The organism is Ciceribacter azotifigens, from assembly GCF_048159625.1.
In the GTDB taxonomy this organism is placed as follows: Bacteria; Pseudomonadota; Alphaproteobacteria; order Rhizobiales; family Rhizobiaceae; genus Allorhizobium; species Allorhizobium azotifigens.
This window is the reverse complement of the sequence record NZ_JBLQTA010000015.1, coordinates 85,264-107,621: the sequence shown is the minus strand read 5'-3', so window position 1 is coordinate 107,621 and position 22,358 is coordinate 85,264. Positions and strand designations below refer to the sequence as shown.

The following is a 22,358-nucleotide window of genomic DNA, read 5'->3' as shown; positions in this document are numbered from 1 at the left end:
CATGTGCTAGTAGCGCCGCGATGCAGAGATTTTGAAGGGAAGGCGTGCAATGATCCGGTTACCAATCACACAGTTCAGCGCAGCAGACATCATACCGATATTCCGCGAAGGTCTCAGACAGTCGCGGGTCGTGGCGGGCGAAAAGGTCGTTGTCTACGCAGACAGCTTCACCAATCCGGTCTATTCGGCCGCTTTCATGGCCGCAGCCCGCGATCTTGGTGCCAGCGCCTTCACCATCACACAGCCACTCATCAATGTTGACGCCAGCAACAGCGTTGGCCGCGCCAACCTGCAGCCGTTGATGATCGAGGTCATGAAGGGTGCCGACTTCGTCGTCGACGTGTCGACCGGCGGCATGTTGTATTCCAATGACCATGAGGCGATTTTGGCCACTGGCACACGCATTCTCCGCGTCCGGGAACCGGAGGACATTCTGCTGCGCCTGATGCCCAGCCAGGAAGTCAAGGACCGCGCCAACCGTGGCGTCGAGCGCTACAAGCTGGCCAAGACGGTGCGGCTTACCTCGGCAGGCGGCACCGACCTGGTCATGAGCAGGGGCGCGCGATTGGCGGGCAACCAGTATGGTATGGCTGACGAGAAGGGTCGCTGGGACCACTGGGGAACCGGCCTTGTGTGCACGACCGTCGAGGAAGAGACGGTCGAGGGTGTGCTGGTGCTTTCGCCAGGCGACGTGCTGTTCCCGTTCGAGCGCTATGTCACTCAGCCGCTGAAGATTTACTTCGAGAAGGGTGTCGCCCATCGCTTCGAGGGTGGCCGCGAGGCGCTCATGCTGCGCAGCCTGATCGAGGACCGTGGGGACGAAGGCGCGCGCAAGCTGTCGCATATCGGATGGGGAGTCGAACACCGTTCTACCTGGGACGCACTGTCGACCCGCAATTGGGACAATGCCGGCGGAGTCGAGACGCGCTCGTTCTACGGCAACGTGCTGGTGGCGATCGGCGAGAATCGTGACCTCGGCGGCCAGAATGCCTCGAAGCTGCACATCGACATGTCGTTCCGCTCGACCCGTCTCGAGCTGGACGGCGAGCCGATCGTCGACTGCTGCAAGTTCATCGACAAGTCGGTCGCCTGACAATGGCGATCGGCAAGCCTGTCGTCAGGGTTGAAGATGAGCGCTTCCTCCGCGGGGAGGGGCGCTTCACCGCAGACTACACTCTGCCCTTCCAGCTTGAGGCGCATATCCTGCGCAGCCCCTACGGCCATGCCAGGATCGGCGAAATCAGGCTGGAGGACGCGCTCGCGTTGAAGGGCGTGCACGCGATCTTCACCGGGGCTGACCTGCCCGATGGGCTTTCGCCGATACAATGCCGCATCCCGACCCACGGCGACCTGTCGCCGTACCTGCAGTATCCGCTCGCGCGCGACAAGGTGCGCTATGTGGGCGAGCCGATCGCCGTTATCGTGGCCGACAGCCGCGCCATCGCCGAGGACGCGGCGGAGCTGATCGAGATCGACTTCGATCAGCTCCCGGCGGTGACTGATCCGGCCCAGGCGATCATGCCCGGGGCGGAACAAATCCATGCCAAGGGCAATCTTGCCGGGCGCTGGAGCTTCGACCTCGGCGACGTGGAGGGCGCGCTCAGGGATGCCGCCTTTACCGCCACGGACAGCTTCTCGATCCAGCGCCACTCGGCTATGCCGATGGAGACGCGTGGTCTGCTGGCAAATTACGACGCCGGCCGCAACCTGCTCGACATCTACGGCCCCACCAAGGTGGTGCACACCAACCGTAACATGCTGGCTTCGATGCTCGGCATGGGGGAGGCTGAGATCCGCATGATCGAGCCCGACGTTGGCGGAAGTTTCGGCGCCCGGGGCGAGTTCTATCCGGAAGACTATCTCATACCCTTCGCGTCGATCCGCCTGAAGCGGCCGGTGCGTTGGATAGAGGATCGCGTTGAGCATTTCGCGGCCATCAATCATTCGCGCGATTGCTCCTTCGAGGTCACGGTCACCGCTGACAAGGATGGTATCCTGACTGCCTTCGACGTGAAGCTGGTCAACGACATGGGCGGCTATATCCGCACCCATGGCGACGTGGTGCCTTCGCATGCAGCGGCCTCATTCCCAGGGCCATATCGCATCCGCAACTACCGCATCGACGCGATGACGGTAATGACCAACAAGACGCCCACCGGAACCTACCGGGCACCCGGCATGTTCGAGGCGAACTTCGCCCGCGAACGTGCCATCGACCGGCTCGCCGCGCAGATGGGTCTCGATCCGGCCGAATTGCGCCGCCGTAACCTCATTCCAGCAGACCAGATGCCTTGGCATGTCGGCACCGAGAGCGTGAAGCGGCCGACGATTTTCGACAGCGGCAACTTTCCGCTCATAATGGACCGTGCGCTCGAGGCCTTTGGCTGGGATGCGCCCTACGAGCGCGAGACGGTCGACGGCTGGAAGCGCGGTCGCGGCATCTGTGCCTTGGTCGAGCCGTCGGGTCTGGGGCCCTTCGAGGGCGTGCGTATCGAAGTCGACCAGCACGGGCGCGTGACGATCTTCTCCGGTTCGAGCAATCAGGGGCAGGGTCATGAAACCATACTGGCGCAGATCGCGGCGGAGGTTCTGACCGTTCCGATGGACAAGGTCCGCGTTCGCCACGGCGACACCGGTATAATCACCTTTGGCGGTGGTACCTATGCCAGCCGCACTGCCATCATGGGCGGCAGCGCAGTACATTCCGCTTCTGTCGGCGTGCGAGACAAGGCGCTCGAGGCGGTGGCCAGGAAGTTCGGCGTCGCCGTCGAGGAGCTGGAATTGCGCGAGGGTGCGTTCTGGCAACGCGGCGCTAATCAACCGGTGGCGACACTGGGCACCATTGCCCGTATGATGATGCCTGGCAATCAGGAAATCCTGACCTCGCCGTCGGCTGGTAACATCCCCGACAATGACGGACTGGTGGTGACCAGCTATGTGCGCGGGGTGGTCGCCGGCGCGGCCGTCTTCGCCGTGCACATGGCCGATGTGCTGGTCGATCCGGAGACGGGCGAGACCAAGGTCGAACGATACTTCGTTGCCTGCGACGTCGGTCGCCAACTCAACCCGTTGATCGTCGAGGGACAGATCGTGGGCGGCGTCGTGCAGGGCCTTGGTGGCACATTCCTTGAGGAACTCGCCTATAACGAGGAAGGCCAGCTGACCACCGGCACCTTCGCCGACTACCTGATGCCCAACGTGTTCGACGTCCCGCCAATCACCAGCATTGTCTACGAGGAGTCGCCTGCGCTGACTAATGTGCTCGGCGTCAAGGGTGTCGGCGAGGTAGGCCCATCGGGTGTCGGCGCAGCAATCGGCAATGCGATCGCCGACGCGCTTGGCACCACGGTTGGCCTCAACAAGCTGCCGCTTACGCCTGAGCGGGTTCTCCATTCGATCGGATTCGGGGGGCAGGAATGAAGCCGGCACCATTCGACTATTTCGCGCCAACCACCCTGGAAGAGGCACTTGACCTGCTCGGCCAGTATGGCTCGGACGCGCGCGTCATCGCCGGTGGTCAGAGCCTCGTGCCAATGCTGGCGCTCAGGCTGGCGAGGCCAGAGGTCATCATCGACCTAAACCGCATCCCGTCGTTGGCAGGCATCGTAGAGGATGGCACCACGTTGCGCATCGGCGCGATGACGCGCCAGGCGCATGCCTTGGCAAGCCCCGTGGTGTGCAAGTTCCTGCCGTTATTGCATGACGGTCTTGAGAATGTCGGCCATCCCCCGACACGTGCCCGTGGCACGATCGGCGGCAGCCTCAGCCATGCCGATCCTGCTGCTGAAACGCCGCTGGTGATGATGGCCTACCGCGCCCGGATGGTGATTGTGGGGCCGAATGGCGAACGCACCGTCGATGCTGACGCCTTCACGCTTGGCACTTTCGAGACGGCCATTGAGGAAGGCGAAATCCTCAAGGAGATCCTTCTCGAGACGCATGCCGACGAGGGCACGGGTTTCGTCGAACTATCGCGCCGCCGCGGTGATTTCGCGATGGTATCGGCCGGGGCGCGCGTGCGCCTCGACGCGGCTGGACGCTGTACGGAAGCGCATCTGATGATCGGCGCGGTTGCGCCTGTGCCGCTGCGCTGCGATGCGGCTGCCGCGACGCTGGTAGGACAGGTGCCGACCGAGGCCTTGGTACGCGAGGCCGTGCGACTCATCGACCTCGAGGCCTTCGAGTTCGACAATCCTGAGATCAGCGTCGCCTATAGGAGGCACATCGCGCCGACGCTGGCGCGGCGCGCCCTGATGCAGGCGGTGAACCGGGCAGGAGATCTGCGCAAGTGAAGAAGCACAACGTCAATCTGAACGTGAACGGCCGTGAGGTCATGATGCAGGTCGAGCCGCGGCAGAGCTTAGGCGATGCCCTGCGCGGCGAACTCGGCCTGACCGGCACCCACCTTGGCTGCGAGCACGGCGTGTGCGGCGCCTGCACGATCATTGTCAACGGCGACCCCGTGCGCAGCTGTCTGATGTTGGCGGTGCAGGCCGAGGGTGCCGAGGTTGTCACCATCGAGGGGGCATCACCGGCAATCGGGCTGAGCGAGATCCAGGAAGCGCTGCGCGAGTTTCACGGGTTGCAGTGCGGCTTCTGCACCCCGGGTATGGTGATGGCGCTCCACCACCTTTTTAGCGGCAACCCGCAGCCCTCCGAGCCGGAGATCCGCGAGGCCATCTCCGGCCAGTTGTGCCGCTGTACCGGCTATCAGGGCATCATGAACGCGGCCAAGGCGGTCGCTGCCCGCCACCGATTGAAGAACGTCCAGAAATAACTGAGCGAAAGCAGAGGAATTAGAAATGCCGATTTGCGTTAACATCGACGACATAGAGGAAGGCCAGAACGTTCTTCAGACACGTGGCGGCGCTATGTCGACCAAGATGGTCTATGGCAATGACTGCAACATGATGATCGCCGTGCGCGGCCCGGGGTACCACTCGCATCCGCACACCCATGACGCCGAGCAGATCAACTACGTCACCTCCGGCGAGGTCTGGGTGTTCATCAACGACCGCGGATTCCTCATGAAGGCGGGCGATCTGTGCCGCATTCCGCGCAATGCCGTCCACTGGGCCTGGAACCGCAGCGGCGGAGACGTCACCCTGATCGAGGTTCACGCCCCAGCCTGTGATCCCTTGGTTCGCAAGGGCGCCTTCGGCCTATACTTTGAGGACGAGACGCCGGATCTGTCGACCAGCGTGGACACCGTCCGTTCCGGCATCGAGGTCGATCCGATGGAGATCGAGGCGCGCGTACTGGGCCTGAGCGTCGATGAGCTGAAGGCCGAACTCGCTGCAGCGAACAGCAACTAAGCACGAATGGCAATATGGCCGGCGCACAGGCGGCGTTCGGCCGCGCCTGTCCTGAGCCGAAGGAGATGACGATGACACCGCAAGGACTGCCGGTCGCAGCGATGCTGATCAACGGGCGCCTCGTGCCGGCGCTGAGCGGCGAGACGTCAATCTCGATCAACCCGGCCGACGGCATTCCGCTGGCCGCTATCCCCTACGGCGACGACCGCGACGCGAAGCTCGCGGTCGACGCTGCGGCCGCCGCGTTCCCTGCCTGGGCAAGTCTCAGCGCTGCGGTGCGGGCAAAATATCTGCACCGCGTCGCCGACATACTCGAGCACCGGCGCGACGAGGTGGCTTTGGTGGTTACCAACGAGGAGGGCAAACCTCTTCGCGAAGCCCAAGGCGAATTGCAGCTGTCGGTAGACTCGCTGCGGTGGTTTGCTGAAGAGGCCCGCCGCGCCTACGGCTCGTGGATCCCCGACCCGGTTCCGGGTCGCCGCTTGCTGACCCAGCGTATGCCGGTCGGCGTGTGCGGCGCCATCATTCCGTGGAACGTGCCCTGTGCGATGATCTTCCGCAAGGCCGCGCCTGCGCTCGCTGCAGGCTGTACCATGGTCCTGAAGCCGGCTGAGGCGACCTCGCTGGTGGCGCTCAAGGTGGCCGAACTGTTCGTCGAGGCGGCCCTGCCCGACGGCGTCATCAATTTCGTTACCGGCAAGGCATCGGCGATCGGCAATGTGTTGCTGACAGATCCGCGCGTGCGCAAGATCTCCTTCACCGGTTCGACGGAAGTCGGCCGCCTGCTGATGCGTGGCGCCGCCGACCAGATCAAGCGTACCTCCATGGAGCTGGGTGGCAATGCACCAGTGATCCTGTTCGAGGATTGCAACCTCGATGCGGCCATGGCGGCTGTAGCCGCGCTGAAGTTCTTGAATGCCGGCCAGGCCTGCATCGGCGCCAACCGTATCTACGTGCAGTCGTCAATATATGACGAGGTCGCCAGACGGTTAACCGAGCATGCCGGCCGGATGAAGGTCGGCTATGGTGCCGAGCCGGGCGTGGTCATGGGCCCGCTCGTTGACATGAACGCAGTCGAGAAGGTGGAGGAACTTGTTGCCAACGCCATACAGAAGGGCGCCAAGCTGCGCGTCGGCGGTTCGCGCATGCAAGGCGAGGCCTATGAGAAGGGCAGCTTCTACGCCCCTACGGTTCTGACCGAGGTACCGCAGACGGCGCGCATGCACGACGAGGAGATCTTCGGGCCGGTTGCGGCGCTCTACAGATTCGAGACCGAGGATGAAGTGGTTGAACTGGCCAACAACGTCCCCTACGGCCTGTCGGCCTACCTGTTCACCGAGAACATGGATCGGGCGATCCGCGTCGCTGAACGGCTCGAGACTGGCATGGTCGGCATCAACGAAACCCGCCTGGGCGCGGCGGAAGCCCCGTTCGGTGGCGTCAAGATGAGCGGTATCGGCCGCGAGGGCGGTCGTGAAGGCCTCGAGGAATACCTAGAGACCAAGTTGATGGCCATCCGCGTCAGGGGCTGACATTAATCCACCTTCGTTCTGGATCGAGAGCTGAGTAGCCGGGCCGCAGAAGTCGGCGGGTCGGTCCTCAATGGGCCGGGCTCTAATCCATTCTGGAGGAAGTTCTCAGAGGCAGGTCAGGGACTATAAATGCGCTGACCTTCTCTGCGGGGCGAAGGGTGGGCTGAAAAACCCGTGATGGGGCGGAGTGACCGGCGTCAAGACCGGCCTCCGCCCCAGCTTTGTTCACATCCCGTCAGAAGATCTGGTCGACCGGCTGGCCAAGCGCCATTGCGCCGGCGTAGCGAGCCTGTGGCCCCGTCTGCAACGGATGGAATCGCGCGCCCTGCACGTCACGGAAACGTCGCTCCAGTCCATTTGCCCGATAGAATGACGCCCCGCCCGCCAGTTCCATCGCAAGCTCGGTTGCCTTGATCGCATATTGCGCCACCAGCGAACGCCCGATCATGATCTCGTTCACCGTGTCGGCGGACGGCGCGTTTCGATCCACCACGTCCAGCATGTAGCGATGCGCGATCTGTGCCGCCCTGAGCGCCGTATCGACCTGCCCGGCGAGTTCGGTCAAGCTATCGCTCTGTGGCCGCTTCCGCGCCATTTCGACAGCGATGTCCCGCGCACTTTCGGCAACGCCGAGATAGACCGCATAAATCAACGGAAATGCGATGGTGGAGATGATCTGGAAGACCGGATGCCACTCGCCCGCCTTGCGGGAGAAGGCTACATTGGCATCGGGAACGAACAGGTTTTCGATCGAGACGTCGTTCGATCCTGTGCCGCGCATGCCGAGGCTGCGCCATGTGTCCTCGATCCTGACTTCCGGCGCCTTCATCGGTGCGCCGAAATGGATGACGGACCGCGATCCATCCTCCGCCTCGTGGATCGCTCCGGTCATCAACACCGCCCCCGCTTCGGCGCCGGACGTGAACGTCTTGCGCGCCGTGACACGGTAGCCGCCTTCGACCCGCTCGGCCCGGCCGGAACCGCCGATCCAGTCGGAACCGCCGCTGGAGAGAAGGATCAGGCGCTCTGCCGCCACCCTGCGCAGCAACGGCTCGACCACGGAAACCTTCTGGTGACGCCAGCGCCATGCCGGGATAGCCACCTGATGGGTATGCATGGAAAAGGCAAGCGCCGTCGAACCGCAGGAATGCGCTAGAATGCGCAGCATTTCCGCAAGCTCCCGGACCTCGGCTCCACGCCCTCCGAGTTCGACCGGCACGCCGGCCTCCACCAGCCCTGCCTCCTTGAGCAGCGCATAGTTCTCGCTGACGAAGCGATCGTTTTGATCGACTGAGGCCGCGCGCTCCGCCAGAACGGGCGCAAGCCGCCGCGCGATCTCCGTAATGCTCATTTCAGTATCGGTGCCGGCCGCTCTCGACAAGACCGTTTCTGCCATGCCTTGCATGTCCTTCTCCTCCTGTTGACTGCAACGGTGAGGAGGCTGCACCCCTTGCCTGTCTATATCCAGTTCAGGAAATGTACCTCGTCGATTTCCCTGAAGAGCCGCATAATGAGCCCGGATGATTGGCAGCCAGGCGATTTTTGACTATTGTTAGCATGGCACGGCCACAGGAGGATCCCACATGCAGGATCATGGTGGGTACGGGCAGTTTTGCCCGGTGTCGATGGCTTCGGAAATTCTCTGCTCCCGCTGGATGACACTTGTCGTCCGCGAGCTTCTGTGCGGCTCCACGCGCTTCAACGAGCTGCGCAAGGGCGTGCCGAAAATGTCGCCCACCCTGCTCTCCAAGCGACTGAAGGAGTTGGAACAGGCCGGCGTCATCACCATCGACCGGCTGCCCAACGGCACAACGGAATATCGCCTCTCGGCATCGGGCGAGGAATTGCGCCCGCTCATCATGGGCCTGGGCATCTGGGCGCAGCGATGGATCGAATCCCGCCTCTCGCTGAAAAACCTCGATCCGTCGCTGCTGATGTGGGACATGCGCCGCAATCTGGACCTGAGCCACCTGCCGCGCCGGCGTTGCACGATACAGTTTCTGTACCCCGAGCTTTCGGCCGCCCAGAAAAGCTGGTGGCTGCTCATCGACAACGGCACGACCGACGTCTGCAACTTCGATCCGGGCTACGAACTCGACCTGCTCGTCAGGAGCTCGCTGCGGTCCATGACGGCGATATGGATGGGCCTGACGACCGTGCGCCGGGAGACCGAAAACGGCGACCTCAGCATAGAAGGCGACCCGACCCTTGCCCGCAACATGCAGGACTGGCTCGGCCTGAGCAAATTCGCGCCAGTCGCCCGGATGGTTCAGTAGACTGGCAATTCCTGAAGTATCCCCCGCCTTTGCGACGAAAAACCCGCCGGCCTTCCGGCCGACGGGTCTCCTAGTCATTGCAGGGTTGATCCCGGCCCTAAATCCCTAGCTCCGGGGCTTCAGGTTCTCCGGATCGTAGAGCGGCTTGTAGCCGACGCCGGCGACTTCGACCGGGTAGGTCTCCGCAAAATACTCGACGTTCAGCTTGCGGCCAACCTGGCAATACTCCCAGGGAAGATAGGCGAGCGCGATGTTCTTGCCGATGGTAGGACCAAAGGCGATCGAGGTGGTGTAGGAGCGACGGCCGAGGCTGTCGACCAGGGTCTCGCCGGTTGCCGGGTCCATGACCGGCAGCGTACCGACGGGGTAGCGCGCAACACCTTGTGCGTCGACATTGTCGGTCATGACCAACGTGCAGAGCATGGCCGGCTGGTGGTCACGCGCCTTGTATTCGAGGTGCTTGGCCTTGCCGCGGAAATCGGCTTCCTTGACCTTCGGACGCGCCAGATCGGCCTCGATCAGGTTGTACTGCGTCAGAAGATCGGCGTTCTGCAGGCGCAGGCTCTTTTCCATGCGGCGCGAATTCGCATAGGTCTCGACCCCGAAGGCCATGACGCCGGTGGCGCGCAGCGCATCCCAGACGGCAAGGCCGTCTTCGTATTTCATGTGCAGTTCCCAGCCCTGTTCGCCGACATAGGAAATGCGGAAGGCGGTGACGTTTCTCCCCGCGATCTCGATCGGCTTGATCGCAGCAAAGGGGAAGTTTTCGGGATCCAGGCCGGCGGGATCTGCCACGGCCTTCTTCAGCGTATCGCGGGCGTTCGGGCCCCATATGCCGATGGTGACGAATTTTTCCGACACATCGGTGATCGTGACGTCGAGGCCACGATCCTCGGCCACGCGCTTCATGTAGTGGAAGTCGCGCGGGCCGGCATCGGCGCCGTTTACCAGGCGGCAGCGGTCGGCCATGCGGAAGACGGTGAAGTCGGCGCGGACATTGCCTTCGTCGTCGAGGAAGTGGGTATAGATGCCCTTGCCGATATTGGCGTCGCCGCCGATCTTGGCCGCACAGAGCCATTCGAGCAGTTCGACGTGGTCGGGCCCCTCTATGTCGACCATGTGGAAGTGGCTGAGGTTGACGATGCCGCAATCCTCGCTCATCGCCAGATGCTCGGCATTGGAGACGCGCCAGAAGTGGCGATTGTCCCACTCGTTCTCGCGGACCGGAACTTGGGAACCGTACTTCTCCAGGAGATGCTCGTTGGCCTTGTAGCCGTGCGCGCGCTCCCAGCCGCCGAGCTCCATGAAGTAGCCACCGAGTTCCACTTCACGCTCGTAGAAGGGCGACCGCTTGATGCCGCGCCCGCTGGCATAGGGCTCGCGGGGATGAACGGCGGGGAAATAGATCTTCTGCGCCGCTTCGTAGCAGCGGCCTTCGATGAATTCTTCGGTGAGCTGGTGCGGATAGAAGCGCGAATAGTCGATCGAGGCGTGGTCGATCTCCGTGCGGCCGTCGGTCATCCAGTCGGCGATCAGCTTGCCGTAGCCGGGGCCGTCCTTGACCCAGATGGCGACGCAATACCAGAGGCCGCGGACCTTCTGGCTCTCGCCGCAGGACGGGCCGCCGGCGGCCGAAACCTGCAGGAGGCCATTGAAGGAATGGCCTTCGTTGTAGCCGAGCTCGCCGAGGATCGGGGTGAGCTCGATGGCGCGTTCGAGCGGCTCGAGGATCTGTTCCATCTCCAGGTCGCGCTGCGAGGGGGAAAGGCGGGCTTCATGCTTTTCGAGGAGATCGCGCGGATGGCACATGCGCGGATTGGTGGTTTCGTAATAGCCCCATTCGATCTGGCCGCCCTCGGTGGTCTTCGGGTCGCCGGTGTCGCGCATATAGGCGGAGTTGCCCTGGTCGCGCAGCAGCGGATAGCCGATTTCCTTGCCGGTGCCCTCGAACTCGTTGAAGGGACCGAAGAAGGTGAGCGGGTGGTCGACCGGCATGACCGGCAGGTCCTCGCCGACCATTTCGGCGATGAGGCGGCCCCAGAGGCCAGCGCAGACGATGACGTGATCGGCCATGATCGTACCGCGATGGGTGACGACGCCCTTGATGCGGCCATTCTCGACGATCAGCGACCTGGCCGGCGTGTTGGCAAAGGCCTGCAGCTTGCCGGCCTTCTCGCCGGCGTCGACCAGCTTGCCGGCGACGGTCTGCGAGCGCGGGATCACGAGGCCGGCGTCGGGGTCGAACATGCCGCCCTGAACCATGTCCTCCTCGATCAGCGGGAAGAGCTTCTTGATTTCGGCGGGCGAGACATAATGGGCGCGGGTGCCGAAGGCCTTGGCGGAGGAGAGCTTCCGCTTGATCTCTTCCATCCAGGTGTCGTCGCCGGTGCGGGCGACCTCGAGGCCGCCGATGCGGGCGTAATGGCCCATCTTCTCGTAGAAATCGATGGAATACTGTGTCGTCCAGACAGAGAGGTAGTCGTGGGAGGTGGTGTAGCAGAAGTCGGAGGCGTGTGCCGTCGAACCGATGTCGGTCGGAATGCCGGATTTGTCGATGCCGACGATGTCGTCCCAGCCGCGTTCGATGAGATGATGCGCGATGGAGGCGCCGACGATGCCTCCCAGCCCGATGATGACGACCTTAGCCCTTGTCGGAAACTCTGCCATTGCCTGCGATCCTGATTGACGTTGACGCGGGATATTAGGGCGTAAGTCGACCCGTGTGCAGCCTGTCTGCGACATTCTTCAAAGACTGCACGACCAGCACCGGAAGGCGTGGTGTCGCTAGGCGGCGATCCGCCGGCTGACATTTTCGGCGAGACGGCGGATGTCGCCGGCGGGCAGATGGCCGATCAACATCGCGGCGTGGCGGCCATTCGACCAGAAGGCGATGTCGAGCGCGTAGCGACGTTCGCTTGCGATCGACGCTTCGGCCGTTCCCGAGGCGAAGATGCAGAGGGCGATCGGCCTGCCTTCTGGGTCGAGATAGAGGATCTGCGCGAGCGGTCGGTCGTCATAGGCGAGGATTTGCGCATGCTTGAACTCGCTGCCCGGCAGGGCGATCGCCTCCGGCGTCAGCGACAGGCCGAAGCGCTCGTTGATGATCGCGAGCTGGGCGGCCGCCGCCTCGCGGTCGGGACGGGCAGGGCCGAGCGTCTCGGCCGTATAGAGCGCCATGTACTGCGCGACGGCGTCGCGCCACTCGGCACTTTCGCCGACGGCGGAAGGCTCCGCAAGCCGCATCCAGGCGCGATCGACGACGATGCCGGCGGCGACCGAGGCGGCGATGGCGGTGACAAAGCTGCGGCGGGCGAAGCGCTTCGGTTCGGCGGCGCCCTGCCGGGGAAGGGCAGCGAGCATGCCTTCGAGGTCACGGCGGGGCGCCTCGTCGAGAACGGTGGCGAAGCTCTCGCGCAGCGGCAGGAGATCGGCGCGCTCGAGGAAGGCGAGCCGCTCGGCGGCCTGCGGATTGTCGCGCACCGCTTGCGCGACGCGGGTGTGGTCGGCGGGGTCGAGCTCTCCGTCGATGAAGGCGGTCAGTTCCTCGTCGGAGGGGATCGGTGTCTTGTCGTTCATGTCACACTCCCGTCGGTGCCGGCGGCAAGCTTCGCGCGCGCCGCGGCGAGCCGGCTCATCACGGTGCCGATCGGAATATCGAGGATCTCGGCGACCTCGCGGTAGGTAAGGCCCTCGACATAGGCGAGGAAGACGGCGGCGCGCTGCGCCTCCGGCAGGGCATCCACCAGCCGCAGCACTTTGCCAGCATCGGCGCGGAGCTCGGCGTCCCGGGCGCCGTCGAAAGAGAGGTGCTCCTCCGCCGGCACGAGACCCTGTCCGAGCCGGACCTTGCGGGCGCGCGCCTCATTCAGCCAGACCGAATGCAGGATCGAGAAGAACCAGCGGTCCGGACTGCCATCCGTCACGAACTGGCCGCAGCGCTCCAGTGCCCGGACGCAGGTCTGCTGCACGAGGTCGTCGGCCACGTCGCGCTGGCGCGACAGCACGAAGGCATAACGCCACAGTCGCGGCAGACTGGCGAGAAGTCCGCTTCGTATGACTGCTTCGCTGGCGATCTCCGCCTCCCGTGCGCCTTGGAGAGGCCCTGTCTTGCTGCGGGGCGTCTCCGGAGAGTGGCGACTATAGCCCGCCGTGAAGTCCCATGCGATGGCCATTCTTCTGCTCTTCCAGGGGCTTTCTTTGCGAGGGCCGGGCAGGCAGCGCCACCCGGTCCCATTGGTCGCGGCCCGGTCAGATGTCGGAGGCGCCGTGGATCGCTTCGTCGAGGTCGCGATATTCCTCGCAGCCCTCGCCGCAGATCGAGCGGATGGTGGCGAGCTGTTCCCGGGCGAGGTCGAGCCGTCCCTTGATCACATAGGCCTCGCCGAGATACTCGCGCACCTTGGCGTATTGCGGGTCGGCGGCGACCGAGCGGAGATAGTAGGAGATGCCCTCGTCGGTGCGGCCGAGCTTGCGGGTCGCATAACCGCGATAGTTGAGCACCTTGGGGTCGTTCTGGTCGGCGACGGTGTCGAGCATGGCGAGCGCTTCTTCGTAGCGACCGGCCCTGGCGAGCGAATAGGCGTAGTCAGTGCGGTTCTCGTCGGTGACGTTGGCGCCGCTCTGTTTCACGCATTTGCCGCTCGCCTGATCGTAGACCTCGCCGGCCTTGCAGGTCGGGGTGCTGGAACTGTCGTCTCCGGCAGCAAGAGCGGGGGCCGACGGAGCGATGGAGGAAAGGCCGAACGCCAGAGTGGCGGCGAGAAAGATTTTCGTATTCATCAAGATGTCTCCTTGCAGGGCGTTGCGAGGGGAGAACACGCGGCGCTGCCATTCTATTCGGCACGGCAAAAAGAAAATTCGATGAGCCCGATGGGCAGGCGAGATCGAGCCGGGGCGGAGGACGATCGGCAGCATGCGTCCCGTCGCAGTAAAGATTGTATTTAGCATTCTCCGATAAATGATCCGTTAGGGATTTTTGTCTGGGCTGCGTGCGTCACGATCGCGTGCAGTCCATGCCTGTTCGGAGTTGCGTGTTTCATGCGTCTGTCGGCTACGTCACTTGTCGTCGTCTCTCTTCTGCTTGCGAGCTGCCGCTCGACCTCGGGGCCGGAGGAAGTGCTTGCGATCAAACCCTCAAACGAGGTGACGAGCGCGATCTCGGCGTCCGCTGCGCCGATCCCTGCGGCGGAGGTCGCCGCGGACGCCGGTGCGCCGCAGGCAGACGTGCCGGAGCAGCATGCGCTCGCCTGGGCGGGCCAGATTCCGCAAACGCAAGCGCTCACCTCGGCGACGACGACCGTCGCGATGCCGCTGCCTGCCGAAAAGCCGGTGGCGATGCTTGTGCCGGAAAATCCGGCGGCCACGCTGGAGCCGCAGGTTCGGTCGCGGATATACAGCCATCGTTTCCGTGACGCCAAGCCGATCAATTTCGGCAAGTCCTCGCCGAAGAAATATGCCGTCCACGGAGTCGACGTCTCCCGCTGGCAGGGCGATATCGACTGGATGAAGCTCAGGACGCAAGGGGCGAACTTCGCCTACATCAAGGCGACGGACGGTGGCGACCATCTCGACCCGATGTTCAAGACGAACTGGCGCCGGGCGAAGGATGCGGGCCTGAAGCGCGGCGCCTACCACTTCTTCTACTGGTGCCGCACCGCCGGTGAGCAGGCCGAGTGGTTCATCCGAAACGTGCCGCGCGACCCGGACGCCTTGCCGCCGGTGATCGACGTCGAATACAACGCGGAATCGAGCTGCAAGAGGCGGCTTTCCACCGCCAAGATACATGAGAAGATGCAGGTCTTCATGGACATGCTCGAGCGTCACTACGGCAAGCGCCCGATCATCTACACGGCGCCGGACTTCTACGACGACCATCTCGAAGGCGCCTTCCGCGAATACCCTTTCTGGCTCCGCTCCGTCGCCGCGCACCCCTCGAAGGTCTATCCGGGCCGCAAGTGGCTGTTCTGGCAGTACTCGGGGTCGGGCCTTTCGCACGGCGTCCAGGGCCGCATCGACCTCAACGTCTTCCGCGGCAGCGAAGAAGACTGGCACGACTGGACGGCAGCGCGGGCGAGTTGATCTCGCCCCGCCGTCAGCAGGCCCTCAGCTGGCGATCAGCAGCAGGACGTAGGCGAGAACAGTGGCGATAAGGCCGCGGAACGCGTAGGACACGAAGCGGTACTTCTGCCCGGCGATCTGTGCGAGGATGTCTGCATTTTTCAGATACTCGTCGAAAAGATAGCGGAGATCACCGTGCTCCGCCGCGCTCTCAAGGAGCGGACGGTGCTTGGACCATGTACCCCAGAACAGCGACGTGGATGTCGTGATATGACGCGGCAGGATCACCATGACCGCGGAAAGCATCGAGAATGTCGAGGTCAGGCCAAGAATAGCCGACAGCGTATTCTCCAAGATCGTGCGGTCATAGTAGCGCTCGAGCGTGAAGACGTTTCTGACCTCGCTCGATGTCACGAGGAAGGCCAGCATGAAAGTAAAAATGTAGGCGGCCTTCTGGTCCGAGGTCTTCACCTGGTCATAGAAGACGTCGTTAATTTTTTTTACGTGGCTGAAGTATTCTTGGTTCACATCCGCGCTCGTCGGTGGAGTTTCGATCAATTCGCTCGGCGCCGTGTCAAAATCGGCCATTTTCTCCTGCCCCTCAGTTGAAAGTGTATTTTTGCTACTACACTGCCTTAAAAAGGCAAGGGTGTTTGTACTCGCGATACTTGACACCTCCGCGAGAGTTGAACACTGCTGTGGCCATGGCGGGAGAATCCTTCAAAACAAAGTCGACGATCGCGGCGCTGCTCGTCGGGATGAGCTGGAATTGCTCGCCCGCGGCGGCGGAGCCCGTCGCGCGTGCAGCGGAGGCCGCTGCTTCGGTGATCGCACGCAAGTTCGGTGAAGAAGTGCGCTTCATCGATGTTTCAGACTGGCGTTTCGTCGACCTGAAGCAAGACCTGCTGCCGGGTGACGTGCTGCGCACGAATGCGACCGGACAGCTCGCCATTCTCTTCGCCGACCGGACGCAAATCCGCCTCGGACGCAATTCTTCGCTCAGGGTGCGGCAGGTTTCCGCCGGCGGCGATGCGGAACTCGAGCTCGAGGCCGGCACCATGTGGGCGCGCGCCGAGCGCGGCGGGACCGGCGTGAAGATCATGACGCCCGCGGCCACCGCGGCGATCCGCGGCACCGACTGGACGATGACGGTCGAGGGATCCAAGACCTCGCTCACTGTTCTCGAAGGGCTGGTCGAGCTCAGCAACGATTTCGGCAGCGTCGAGGTCGCTGAAGGCGAGGCGGCGGCGGCCACCATCGGGCAGGCGCCGCGCAAGGTGGTGATCGTCGATTCCGACGACCGCGAGCAGATGCTGTTCTATCTGGCGCCGCGCAACGCCTTCAACTTCATGCCGGCCTCGCCGCTGCAGATCGCGGACATGCGCCGTGAGATCGACCGGATTTCCGCCGTGCCCGCGGAGGGGCGGAGCGCCGAGGACCTCTTGGTGCTGGCGGAAACCCAGCTTTCTCTGGAAGGTCGAGAAGCGGCCAGGGCGACACTTGCGCTCCTGCGCACACGGTCGCTTACGCCCGCGCAAAGGGCGCGCGCCGATCTGATCGAGGCGACGATCGCGGCTGCGGAAAAGCGCTATGACGAGGCGGCGGTGCTATTCGGCCGGGCGGCCGGAAAGCTCGATGCCCGCCGCCGGGATATTGCCGTCTACGGGCGCTATTACGCCCGATCGCTTGCCGATCCGAACCGGGTCGAACCGCTGCCGACGGCGGTGAACGGTCCCTACGGCGCCTTGCTGCAGGCCTACGCGCAGGGTTTCCTCAAGGACATCAAGGCGGCGATCGCGACGATCAGGGCTGCCGAACGGCGTTTTCCGGGCGATCCGTCCCTGCCGGCCTACCGGGCACAGCTTGCGATGCTCCTGAACGACCGCGAACAGGCGGAGGAAGCATTCAGCCGTTCGCTGTCGCTCGACCCGGCCGATCCCACGGCGCTCGAGGGACGTGCCAACTATCGCGCAGGGATCAACGGCGATCTCGACGGCGCCCTTCAGGATTTGCAGGCTGCCATCAGGGTCGCTCCCGGCTCGACAACGACCTGGAATGCGATCGGCAACGTCCAGTCGGCGCGCGGTGACACGCAGTCTGCGGAGGAGGCCTTCAAGAAGGCGATCGCCCTCGATCCCCAGGACCCCGTCGCCTATGCGAACCTTGCGATCCTCTATCTCGACCAGTCGCGGGTGGAAGAGGCGAAGGCAGCGATCGACCAAGCGCTCGAGGCGGATCCGAGCTTCGATGTGGCACTGGTGGCGCGCGGCCGTTACTACATGCAGACGGGCGAGGTCGACCGCGCCATCGATGACCTGCTCGCCGCTTCGGTCTCCAATCCCTCCTATTCGCAAGGGCAGCTGCTCCTTGCTGCCGCACACTACCAGAAGGGTGACAGAGTGCCGGCCGAGCAGGCGGTCGACAACGCCGACCGCCTCGATGACAACGACCCGGTAATTTCTTCCTACCGGGCGGCCGTGGCCATCGATGACTACGATTCCGAAGGGGCGATCCGCAACGCCCAGGAGTTCATGCGGCGTTCGCGGGAAAGGGGCGGCAATTTCGGATCGCTCAGCGCCAACCGTGATGCCGGCTCGACCCTCAACAACGCCTTCCGCCTGCAGGGGCTCAATGCCTGGGGCGAATATTACGGCGATGTGGTGTTCGATCCCTTCGCCGGCAGCAGCTACATCGACCAGACGGTGCGCGGGAGCGTGACGCCTTTCGCCAACAGCTATCTCTATGGCAACAGCGTCGCTACCAACGGTGCGAACAGCCTCAGCTACTCGTCGTTCCTGCAGGGCCTTCTGCTCGATCCGCACATGCTGGCCGGCAGCTCACTCACTGCCAACATCGTGCGGTCACCCTTCGTCGAGACGACGCTCGGCGGTGGCGTGACGACGGCTGGCGGCGATCCCGGCTACACGGTCGAAGGGGAAGTGCAGGGTTACTCCAACCTGCCATTCCCGACCAGCTATTACCTGAATGCCGAGTGGGAAAAGGGCTACGACGAGCGAACCAGTCCGATCGGCTTCGATCTCTCCTCGGAGGATCGCCTGCTGCGGGGCAATGGCTATCTGACGGCGAGTCCGACGCCTGACGACCGCGTCGTCGCCTATTTCAACCGCTCCGACGAATCTGCGAATCTCGGCCTGCCGGGAAGTGTGGACATCGAGAGCGAGGCGGTGACGACTAATGCCGGCGTCGGTATCAGCCATACCGTCGCCTACCGGAACGTCGTCAACGCGGCCCTGCTCTATAACGAGGTGAAGGCGGATGGCCTGGACGAACTGACACTCGGCCCGGTGGATATCACGACTGAGAGCTCGCAGCGCACCTACGTCGCCGCGCTGAGCCACAGCGTCGGCGAGGACGACCTGACCTGGCGCTACGGCATCGAGGGCGGCTGGATCGAATCCTCTAGCCAGTACAGTATCGGAGGCGTTCCTACGGTCGCTGATCCCGACGACAGGGCCGGCTACGGCCGCGTCTATGTCGATCTGCTGCACGAAATCACGCCGAGCCTGAAAAGTGAGTATGCGCTGTTCGGCACACTGGTTGACGGGGAGGCAGAAGACGTGACCCGGCTCGAACCGCGCGCCGGCGTCGCCTGGTCGCCGGCCGAGGGGCATTGGCTGCGTGCGGGCTTCCTGCGCCAGAGCCTCTACGTGACCACGCCGACGCTTTCGCCGGTCGGCGTCGTCGGCCTGCAGCCGAACGAGATTTCGACGGGTCTCGGCGGCTACGTCGATACGCTTGCGCTGCGCTGGGATGCCGAATGGACGCCGGATTTCTTCACGGCGGCGGAGTTCCAGCATCAGGACGCCAAGGATGTGCAGATTACAATTCCGTTCTCGGCCTTTCCGTTCTCGACATCGGAGGGTCGCATCGACCGCGGCAGCCTGACGGCCAACCTGCTGCTTGGCCAAGGGTTTGGTCTCTCGGCCACTGCCGCCTATGCGTCTTCGGAGGACGAGGATCCGGCGTCTGCGACCTACGGCGGACCGCTGCCCTTTGTGCCGGCATGGGCGGGGCAGGTGGCGCTCACCTGGGTCAACGAGGCGAACGTGAAGGCGACGCTCGCCGCAAATTACGTCGGCAAGCGCGACAGCGAGAGCGGCGCCGAACTCGACGACTACTGGACCCTCGACGCGAACCTGATCTGGGAACCCTTTGGCAAGCACATGGAGATCGAACTGGCCGGGTATAACCTGCTCGGCGAGGATTTCGAGGTGATGACCGGCGTCCCCGGCTGGGGGCCGACCTTCAAGGGATCGATGAAAGTCCGCTTCTGATGATCGGCCGGCTGTTCACCAGGGCTTCTGATCGCTGGAAGCCGCGCCGGCGCCGGCGTTCCGTGTTGCTGGCGCTCGTGGTCCTCGTGGCCGTCATTGGGGTCACCCGGCTTGCCGCATGGTCGCTGGTCGACGATCGCGGCTTCGATCTCTTCTCGACGCTGTGGCACGCTCCGTTGCCGGACGACGGACCCGTGATCGTTGCGATCGACGAGCCGTCCTTCGCCGAGATCAATGCACAGTGGCCGTGGCCGCGCAGCCTGCATGCGAAGCTCATCCGGGCTCTCCGCGATGCCGGCGCAAAGACCGTCGGCCTCGATATCATATTCGCCGAACCGACGACTGAGGAGGAAGACAGGGCCTTTGCCGAGGCGCTAGGAGCCGATGTCGTGCTGGCGGGTGACGAGACGCTGATCTCGACGGCCGAGGCCGACCAGTTCGTGCGCACCCTGCCGCTCGACCGCTTCCTCGGGGCCGGCGCGCGGCCGGGCATCGCCTCGATCAGCCTCAGCGGTGATGGTGTGGTGCGCAGCCTGCCCGACATCGCCAACAGTTTCGCCCTCGAACTCGCCCGAGCCGCGGGCTTTGCCGTCGATCCGCCGGCGCACGGGACGCTCATGCAGACTTTCGGCGGTCCGCGGACCTACCCGACCGTCTCCTACTACCAGGCGCTCGATCCCGAGCATTTCCTGCCGCCGGACACCTTCCGCAATCGCGTGGTGATCGTCGGCCTCAGTCTCCAGAACGCTCCGACGGTGGCGGGCGGCGGTGCGGACGCGTTTTCAACTCCCTATACGATGTATACCGGAAGCCTGGTGGCCGGGGCGGAAATCCATGCGGCGGTCTTTGACAACCTGCGCAAGGGCTTCGGCATCGCCGCGGCGTCGCTGGAAGCCGGTCTTCTGTTTCTTTTTTGCGCGGTGGCCTCTGCCGTTGTTCTCACTTGGCGCGGCACCGGCTGGCCGACGGCGATCGGCGGGCTGGCCGTCGCCGTCGTCATGGTGGCGGGCAGCTATCTCGTTTTGCACTTCGGGCGGGTCTTTATCTCGCCGATCGCGCCGTCGCTGGCCTTCATCCTGATTACGGCCGGGCAATCAACCTTCGACTATGCCGCTGAGCGGCGCGGCCGCCGGGAGATTACGCGGGCCTTCGGGCAGTATCTCTCGCCGGACCTCGTCGAGCGCCTGGCACAGGATCCCTCACACCTGAAGCTCGGCGGCGAGAAGCGCGTCCTTTCAATCCTCTTCTGTGACGTTCGCGGCTTCACCACCATCGCCGAAGGCATGAAGGACGACCCCGAGCAGCTGACCCAGCTCATCAACCGCTTGCTCACGCCGCTCTCGGAGGTGGTGCTCGCCCATGGCGGGACCATCGACAAGTATATCGGCGACTGCATCATGGCGTTCTGGAATGCGCCGCTCGACGATGCTCTCCATGCGCAGCACGCCGTCTCGGCGGCGCTCGGGATGCTGGAGGCGATCGACCGCCTGAACGACGAACTGCATGCCGAGGCGGAGGCGAGGGACGAACCGTTCACGCCGTTGCGGATCGGCATCGGTGTCAACACCGGGGAATGCGTCGTCGGCAACATGGGGTCCACCCGGCGCTTCGACTATTCGGCGCTCGGTGATGCCGTGAACCTCGCCTCGCGCCTCGAAGGCGCGTCGAAACTGTTCGGCGTCCCGCTCTTGATCGGGGAAAACACCGCGGCGCTCGTCGCGGACGAGTTCCCGCTCTTCGAGCTCGACCGCGTGACGGTGAAGGGCAGGACGGTCGGAACGGCGGTCTCGACCGTCTTCGGCGGCATACCGGGCGACGCTGCGGGCCTGCACCGCGCCTTCGTCGCCGCCTTCTATGCGGGCGACATCGACACCTGCCGCGGGCTCGCCGACAGGCTTTCAGGCGAAATTCCTGTGCTCGCCGACTATTACCGCCAGCGTGCCGCGGCCGGGGGCTGATTACGGATACTGCGCGCCCGTCGTCGTGAGATAGACGGCGTAGAGCGACTTCGTGGCCGTTATGAAGAGTCGGTTGCGGCGCGGGCCACCGAAGGTGAGGTTCGCAACCGTCTGCGGCACCAGGATCTTTCCGAGCAGGGTGCCGTCGGGGGCGAAGCAGTGCACGCCGTCGCCGGCGCTGGTCCAGAGGTTTCCGGCGAGATCGAGCCGGAAACCGTCGGGCAGGCCGCAATCGAGCGTGCAGAAGACGCGACCGCTTTCGAGCCGCGTGCCGTCGACCACGTCGAAGACGCGGATGTGGCGCGGTGCCGTCTCGTCATGGCTCGCCGCCGAGTCTGCGACGTAGAGCAGCTTCTCGTCCGGGGAGAAGGCCAGGCCGTTCGGCTGGCCGAAATCGTCGGCGACCATCGAAAGCGTTCCGGTTTCCGGATCGAGGCGGTAGACGTTGCGGCTCGGCTGTTCCGGTTCCGCGTGGTAGCCCTCGTAGTCGGAGAGAATGCCGTAGGTCGGGTCGGTGAACCAGACGCTGCCATCGGACTTGACGACGACGTCGTTGGGGGAATTGAGCCGCCTGCCTTCGAAACGGTCGGCAAGCACCGTGATGCTGCCGTCGACTTCGGTGCGGATCACCCGCCGGCCGGCGTGCTCACAGGAGACGAGGCGGCCCTGCCGGTCGCGGGTGTTGCCGTTGACGAAGTTCGACGGCTCCCGGTAGATCGACACGCCTTCGCCCGGTATGTAGCGCAGCATCCGCTGGTTCGGGATGTCGCTGAAGAGCAGGCAGTTCATATCGGCGAACCAGACGGGGCCTTCGGCCCAGCGGCAGCCGGTATAGAGTTCCTCGAGTTCCGCACTCTGCACGATGAGATTGCAGAAGCGCGGATCGTGGATTTCATAGACGCGATCGACCATCTTCACCATCGCT

General features: G+C 64.0%; 17 protein-coding genes. 10 read left to right on the top strand and 7 right to left on the bottom strand.

Going from position 1 to position 22,358, the window contains the following annotated elements; translation table 11 throughout:
- Positions 1-49 precede the first annotated feature (49 nt).
- The 6 genes from ACM6UT_RS18715 (at position 50) to ACM6UT_RS18690 (ending at position 6,847) form a co-directional block, all read left to right on the top strand.
- Positions 50-1,093 carry a 2,5-dihydroxypyridine 5,6-dioxygenase NicX family protein gene (locus ACM6UT_RS18715; protein WP_416798862.1) on the top strand — a complete coding sequence of 348 codons (1,044 nt, stop codon included), beginning with the start codon at positions 50-52 and terminating at the stop codon, positions 1,091-1,093.
- 2 nt (positions 1,094-1,095) lie between these two features.
- Positions 1,096-3,420, top strand: coding sequence for a xanthine dehydrogenase family protein molybdopterin-binding subunit (locus tag ACM6UT_RS18710; RefSeq protein ID WP_416798861.1), 2,325 nt, complete (start codon positions 1,096-1,098; stop codon positions 3,418-3,420).
- A complete protein-coding gene (locus ACM6UT_RS18705; RefSeq protein ID WP_416798860.1) occupies positions 3,417-4,292 on the top strand; it encodes an FAD binding domain-containing protein in 876 nt (291 codons plus the stop codon). The genes ACM6UT_RS18710 and ACM6UT_RS18705 overlap by 4 nt, the downstream gene beginning before the upstream one ends.
- Positions 4,289-4,777: a (2Fe-2S)-binding protein gene (locus tag ACM6UT_RS18700; RefSeq protein WP_416798859.1), complete on the top strand. Its 489-nt coding sequence runs from the start codon at positions 4,289-4,291 to the stop codon at positions 4,775-4,777. Before ACM6UT_RS18705 ends, ACM6UT_RS18700 begins: the two co-directional genes overlap by 4 nt.
- A gap of 25 nt (positions 4,778-4,802) precedes the next feature.
- Positions 4,803-5,315, top strand: coding sequence for a cupin domain-containing protein (locus ACM6UT_RS18695; RefSeq protein ID WP_416798858.1), 513 nt, complete (start codon positions 4,803-4,805; stop codon positions 5,313-5,315).
- Positions 5,316-5,380: 65 nt separating this feature from the next.
- Positions 5,381-6,847, top strand: coding sequence for an NAD-dependent succinate-semialdehyde dehydrogenase (locus ACM6UT_RS18690; RefSeq protein ID WP_416798875.1), 1,467 nt, complete (start codon positions 5,381-5,383; stop codon positions 6,845-6,847).
- Between the two features lie 235 nt (positions 6,848-7,082).
- Here the strand turns inward: ACM6UT_RS18690 and ACM6UT_RS18685 are convergent, their stop codons facing one another.
- The gene (locus ACM6UT_RS18685; RefSeq protein WP_416798857.1) at positions 7,083-8,252 is read right to left on the bottom strand and encodes an acyl-CoA dehydrogenase family protein; all 1,170 of its coding nucleotides are present in this window, start codon (positions 8,250-8,252) and stop codon (positions 7,083-7,085) included.
- Between the two features lie 178 nt (positions 8,253-8,430).
- Here ACM6UT_RS18685 and ACM6UT_RS18680 point away from each other — a divergent pair, with 178 nt between their 5' ends.
- Positions 8,431-9,123 carry a winged helix-turn-helix transcriptional regulator gene (locus ACM6UT_RS18680; protein WP_416798856.1) on the top strand — a complete coding sequence of 231 codons (693 nt, stop codon included), beginning with the start codon at positions 8,431-8,433 and terminating at the stop codon, positions 9,121-9,123.
- 105 nt (positions 9,124-9,228) lie between these two features.
- On the opposite strand, the gene ACM6UT_RS18675 is transcribed toward ACM6UT_RS18680, so the two are convergent.
- The 4 genes from ACM6UT_RS18675 to ACM6UT_RS18660 form a co-directional block, all read right to left on the bottom strand.
- Positions 9,229-11,790, bottom strand: a complete 2,562-nt coding sequence (locus ACM6UT_RS18675) for a GcvT family protein (RefSeq protein ID WP_416798855.1) — start codon at positions 11,788-11,790, stop codon at positions 9,229-9,231.
- 117 nt (positions 11,791-11,907) lie between these two features.
- Positions 11,908-12,699, bottom strand: coding sequence for an anti-sigma factor family protein (locus tag ACM6UT_RS18670; protein WP_416798854.1), 792 nt, complete (start codon positions 12,697-12,699; stop codon positions 11,908-11,910).
- Positions 12,696-13,295, bottom strand: a complete 600-nt coding sequence (locus ACM6UT_RS18665) for an RNA polymerase sigma factor (RefSeq protein ID WP_416798853.1) — start codon at positions 13,293-13,295, stop codon at positions 12,696-12,698. The genes ACM6UT_RS18670 and ACM6UT_RS18665 overlap by 4 nt, the downstream gene beginning before the upstream one ends.
- A 76-nt stretch (positions 13,296-13,371) precedes the next feature.
- Positions 13,372-13,902 (bottom strand): tetratricopeptide repeat protein, encoded by a 531-nt coding sequence (locus tag ACM6UT_RS18660; RefSeq protein ID WP_416798852.1) that lies wholly within the window; start codon positions 13,900-13,902, stop codon positions 13,372-13,374.
- 258 nt (positions 13,903-14,160) lie between these two features.
- Between ACM6UT_RS18660 and ACM6UT_RS18655 the strand changes: the two genes are divergently transcribed.
- Positions 14,161-15,201: a glycoside hydrolase family 25 protein gene (locus tag ACM6UT_RS18655; RefSeq protein ID WP_416798851.1), complete on the top strand. Its 1,041-nt coding sequence runs from the start codon at positions 14,161-14,163 to the stop codon at positions 15,199-15,201.
- A 24-nt stretch (positions 15,202-15,225) separates the two neighbouring features.
- On the opposite strand, the gene ACM6UT_RS18650 is transcribed toward ACM6UT_RS18655, so the two are convergent.
- Positions 15,226-15,768, bottom strand: coding sequence for a Pycsar system effector family protein (locus ACM6UT_RS18650; protein WP_416798850.1), 543 nt, complete (start codon positions 15,766-15,768; stop codon positions 15,226-15,228).
- A gap of 116 nt (positions 15,769-15,884) precedes the next feature.
- Here ACM6UT_RS18650 and ACM6UT_RS18645 point away from each other — a divergent pair, with 116 nt between their 5' ends.
- Together ACM6UT_RS18645 and ACM6UT_RS18640 are read left to right on the top strand one after the other, a co-directional pair.
- Positions 15,885-19,475 (top strand): FecR domain-containing protein, encoded by a 3,591-nt coding sequence (locus tag ACM6UT_RS18645; RefSeq protein ID WP_416798849.1) that lies wholly within the window; start codon positions 15,885-15,887, stop codon positions 19,473-19,475.
- Positions 19,475-21,433 (top strand): CHASE2 domain-containing protein, encoded by a 1,959-nt coding sequence (locus ACM6UT_RS18640; RefSeq protein WP_416798848.1) that lies wholly within the window; start codon positions 19,475-19,477, stop codon positions 21,431-21,433. Before ACM6UT_RS18645 ends, ACM6UT_RS18640 begins: the two co-directional genes overlap by 1 nt.
- On the opposite strand, the gene ACM6UT_RS18635 is transcribed toward ACM6UT_RS18640, so the two are convergent.
- Positions 21,434-22,354, bottom strand: a complete 921-nt coding sequence (locus ACM6UT_RS18635; protein ID WP_416798847.1) for an SMP-30/gluconolactonase/LRE family protein — start codon at positions 22,352-22,354, stop codon at positions 21,434-21,436.
- Between the last annotated feature and the right edge of the window lie 4 nt (positions 22,355-22,358).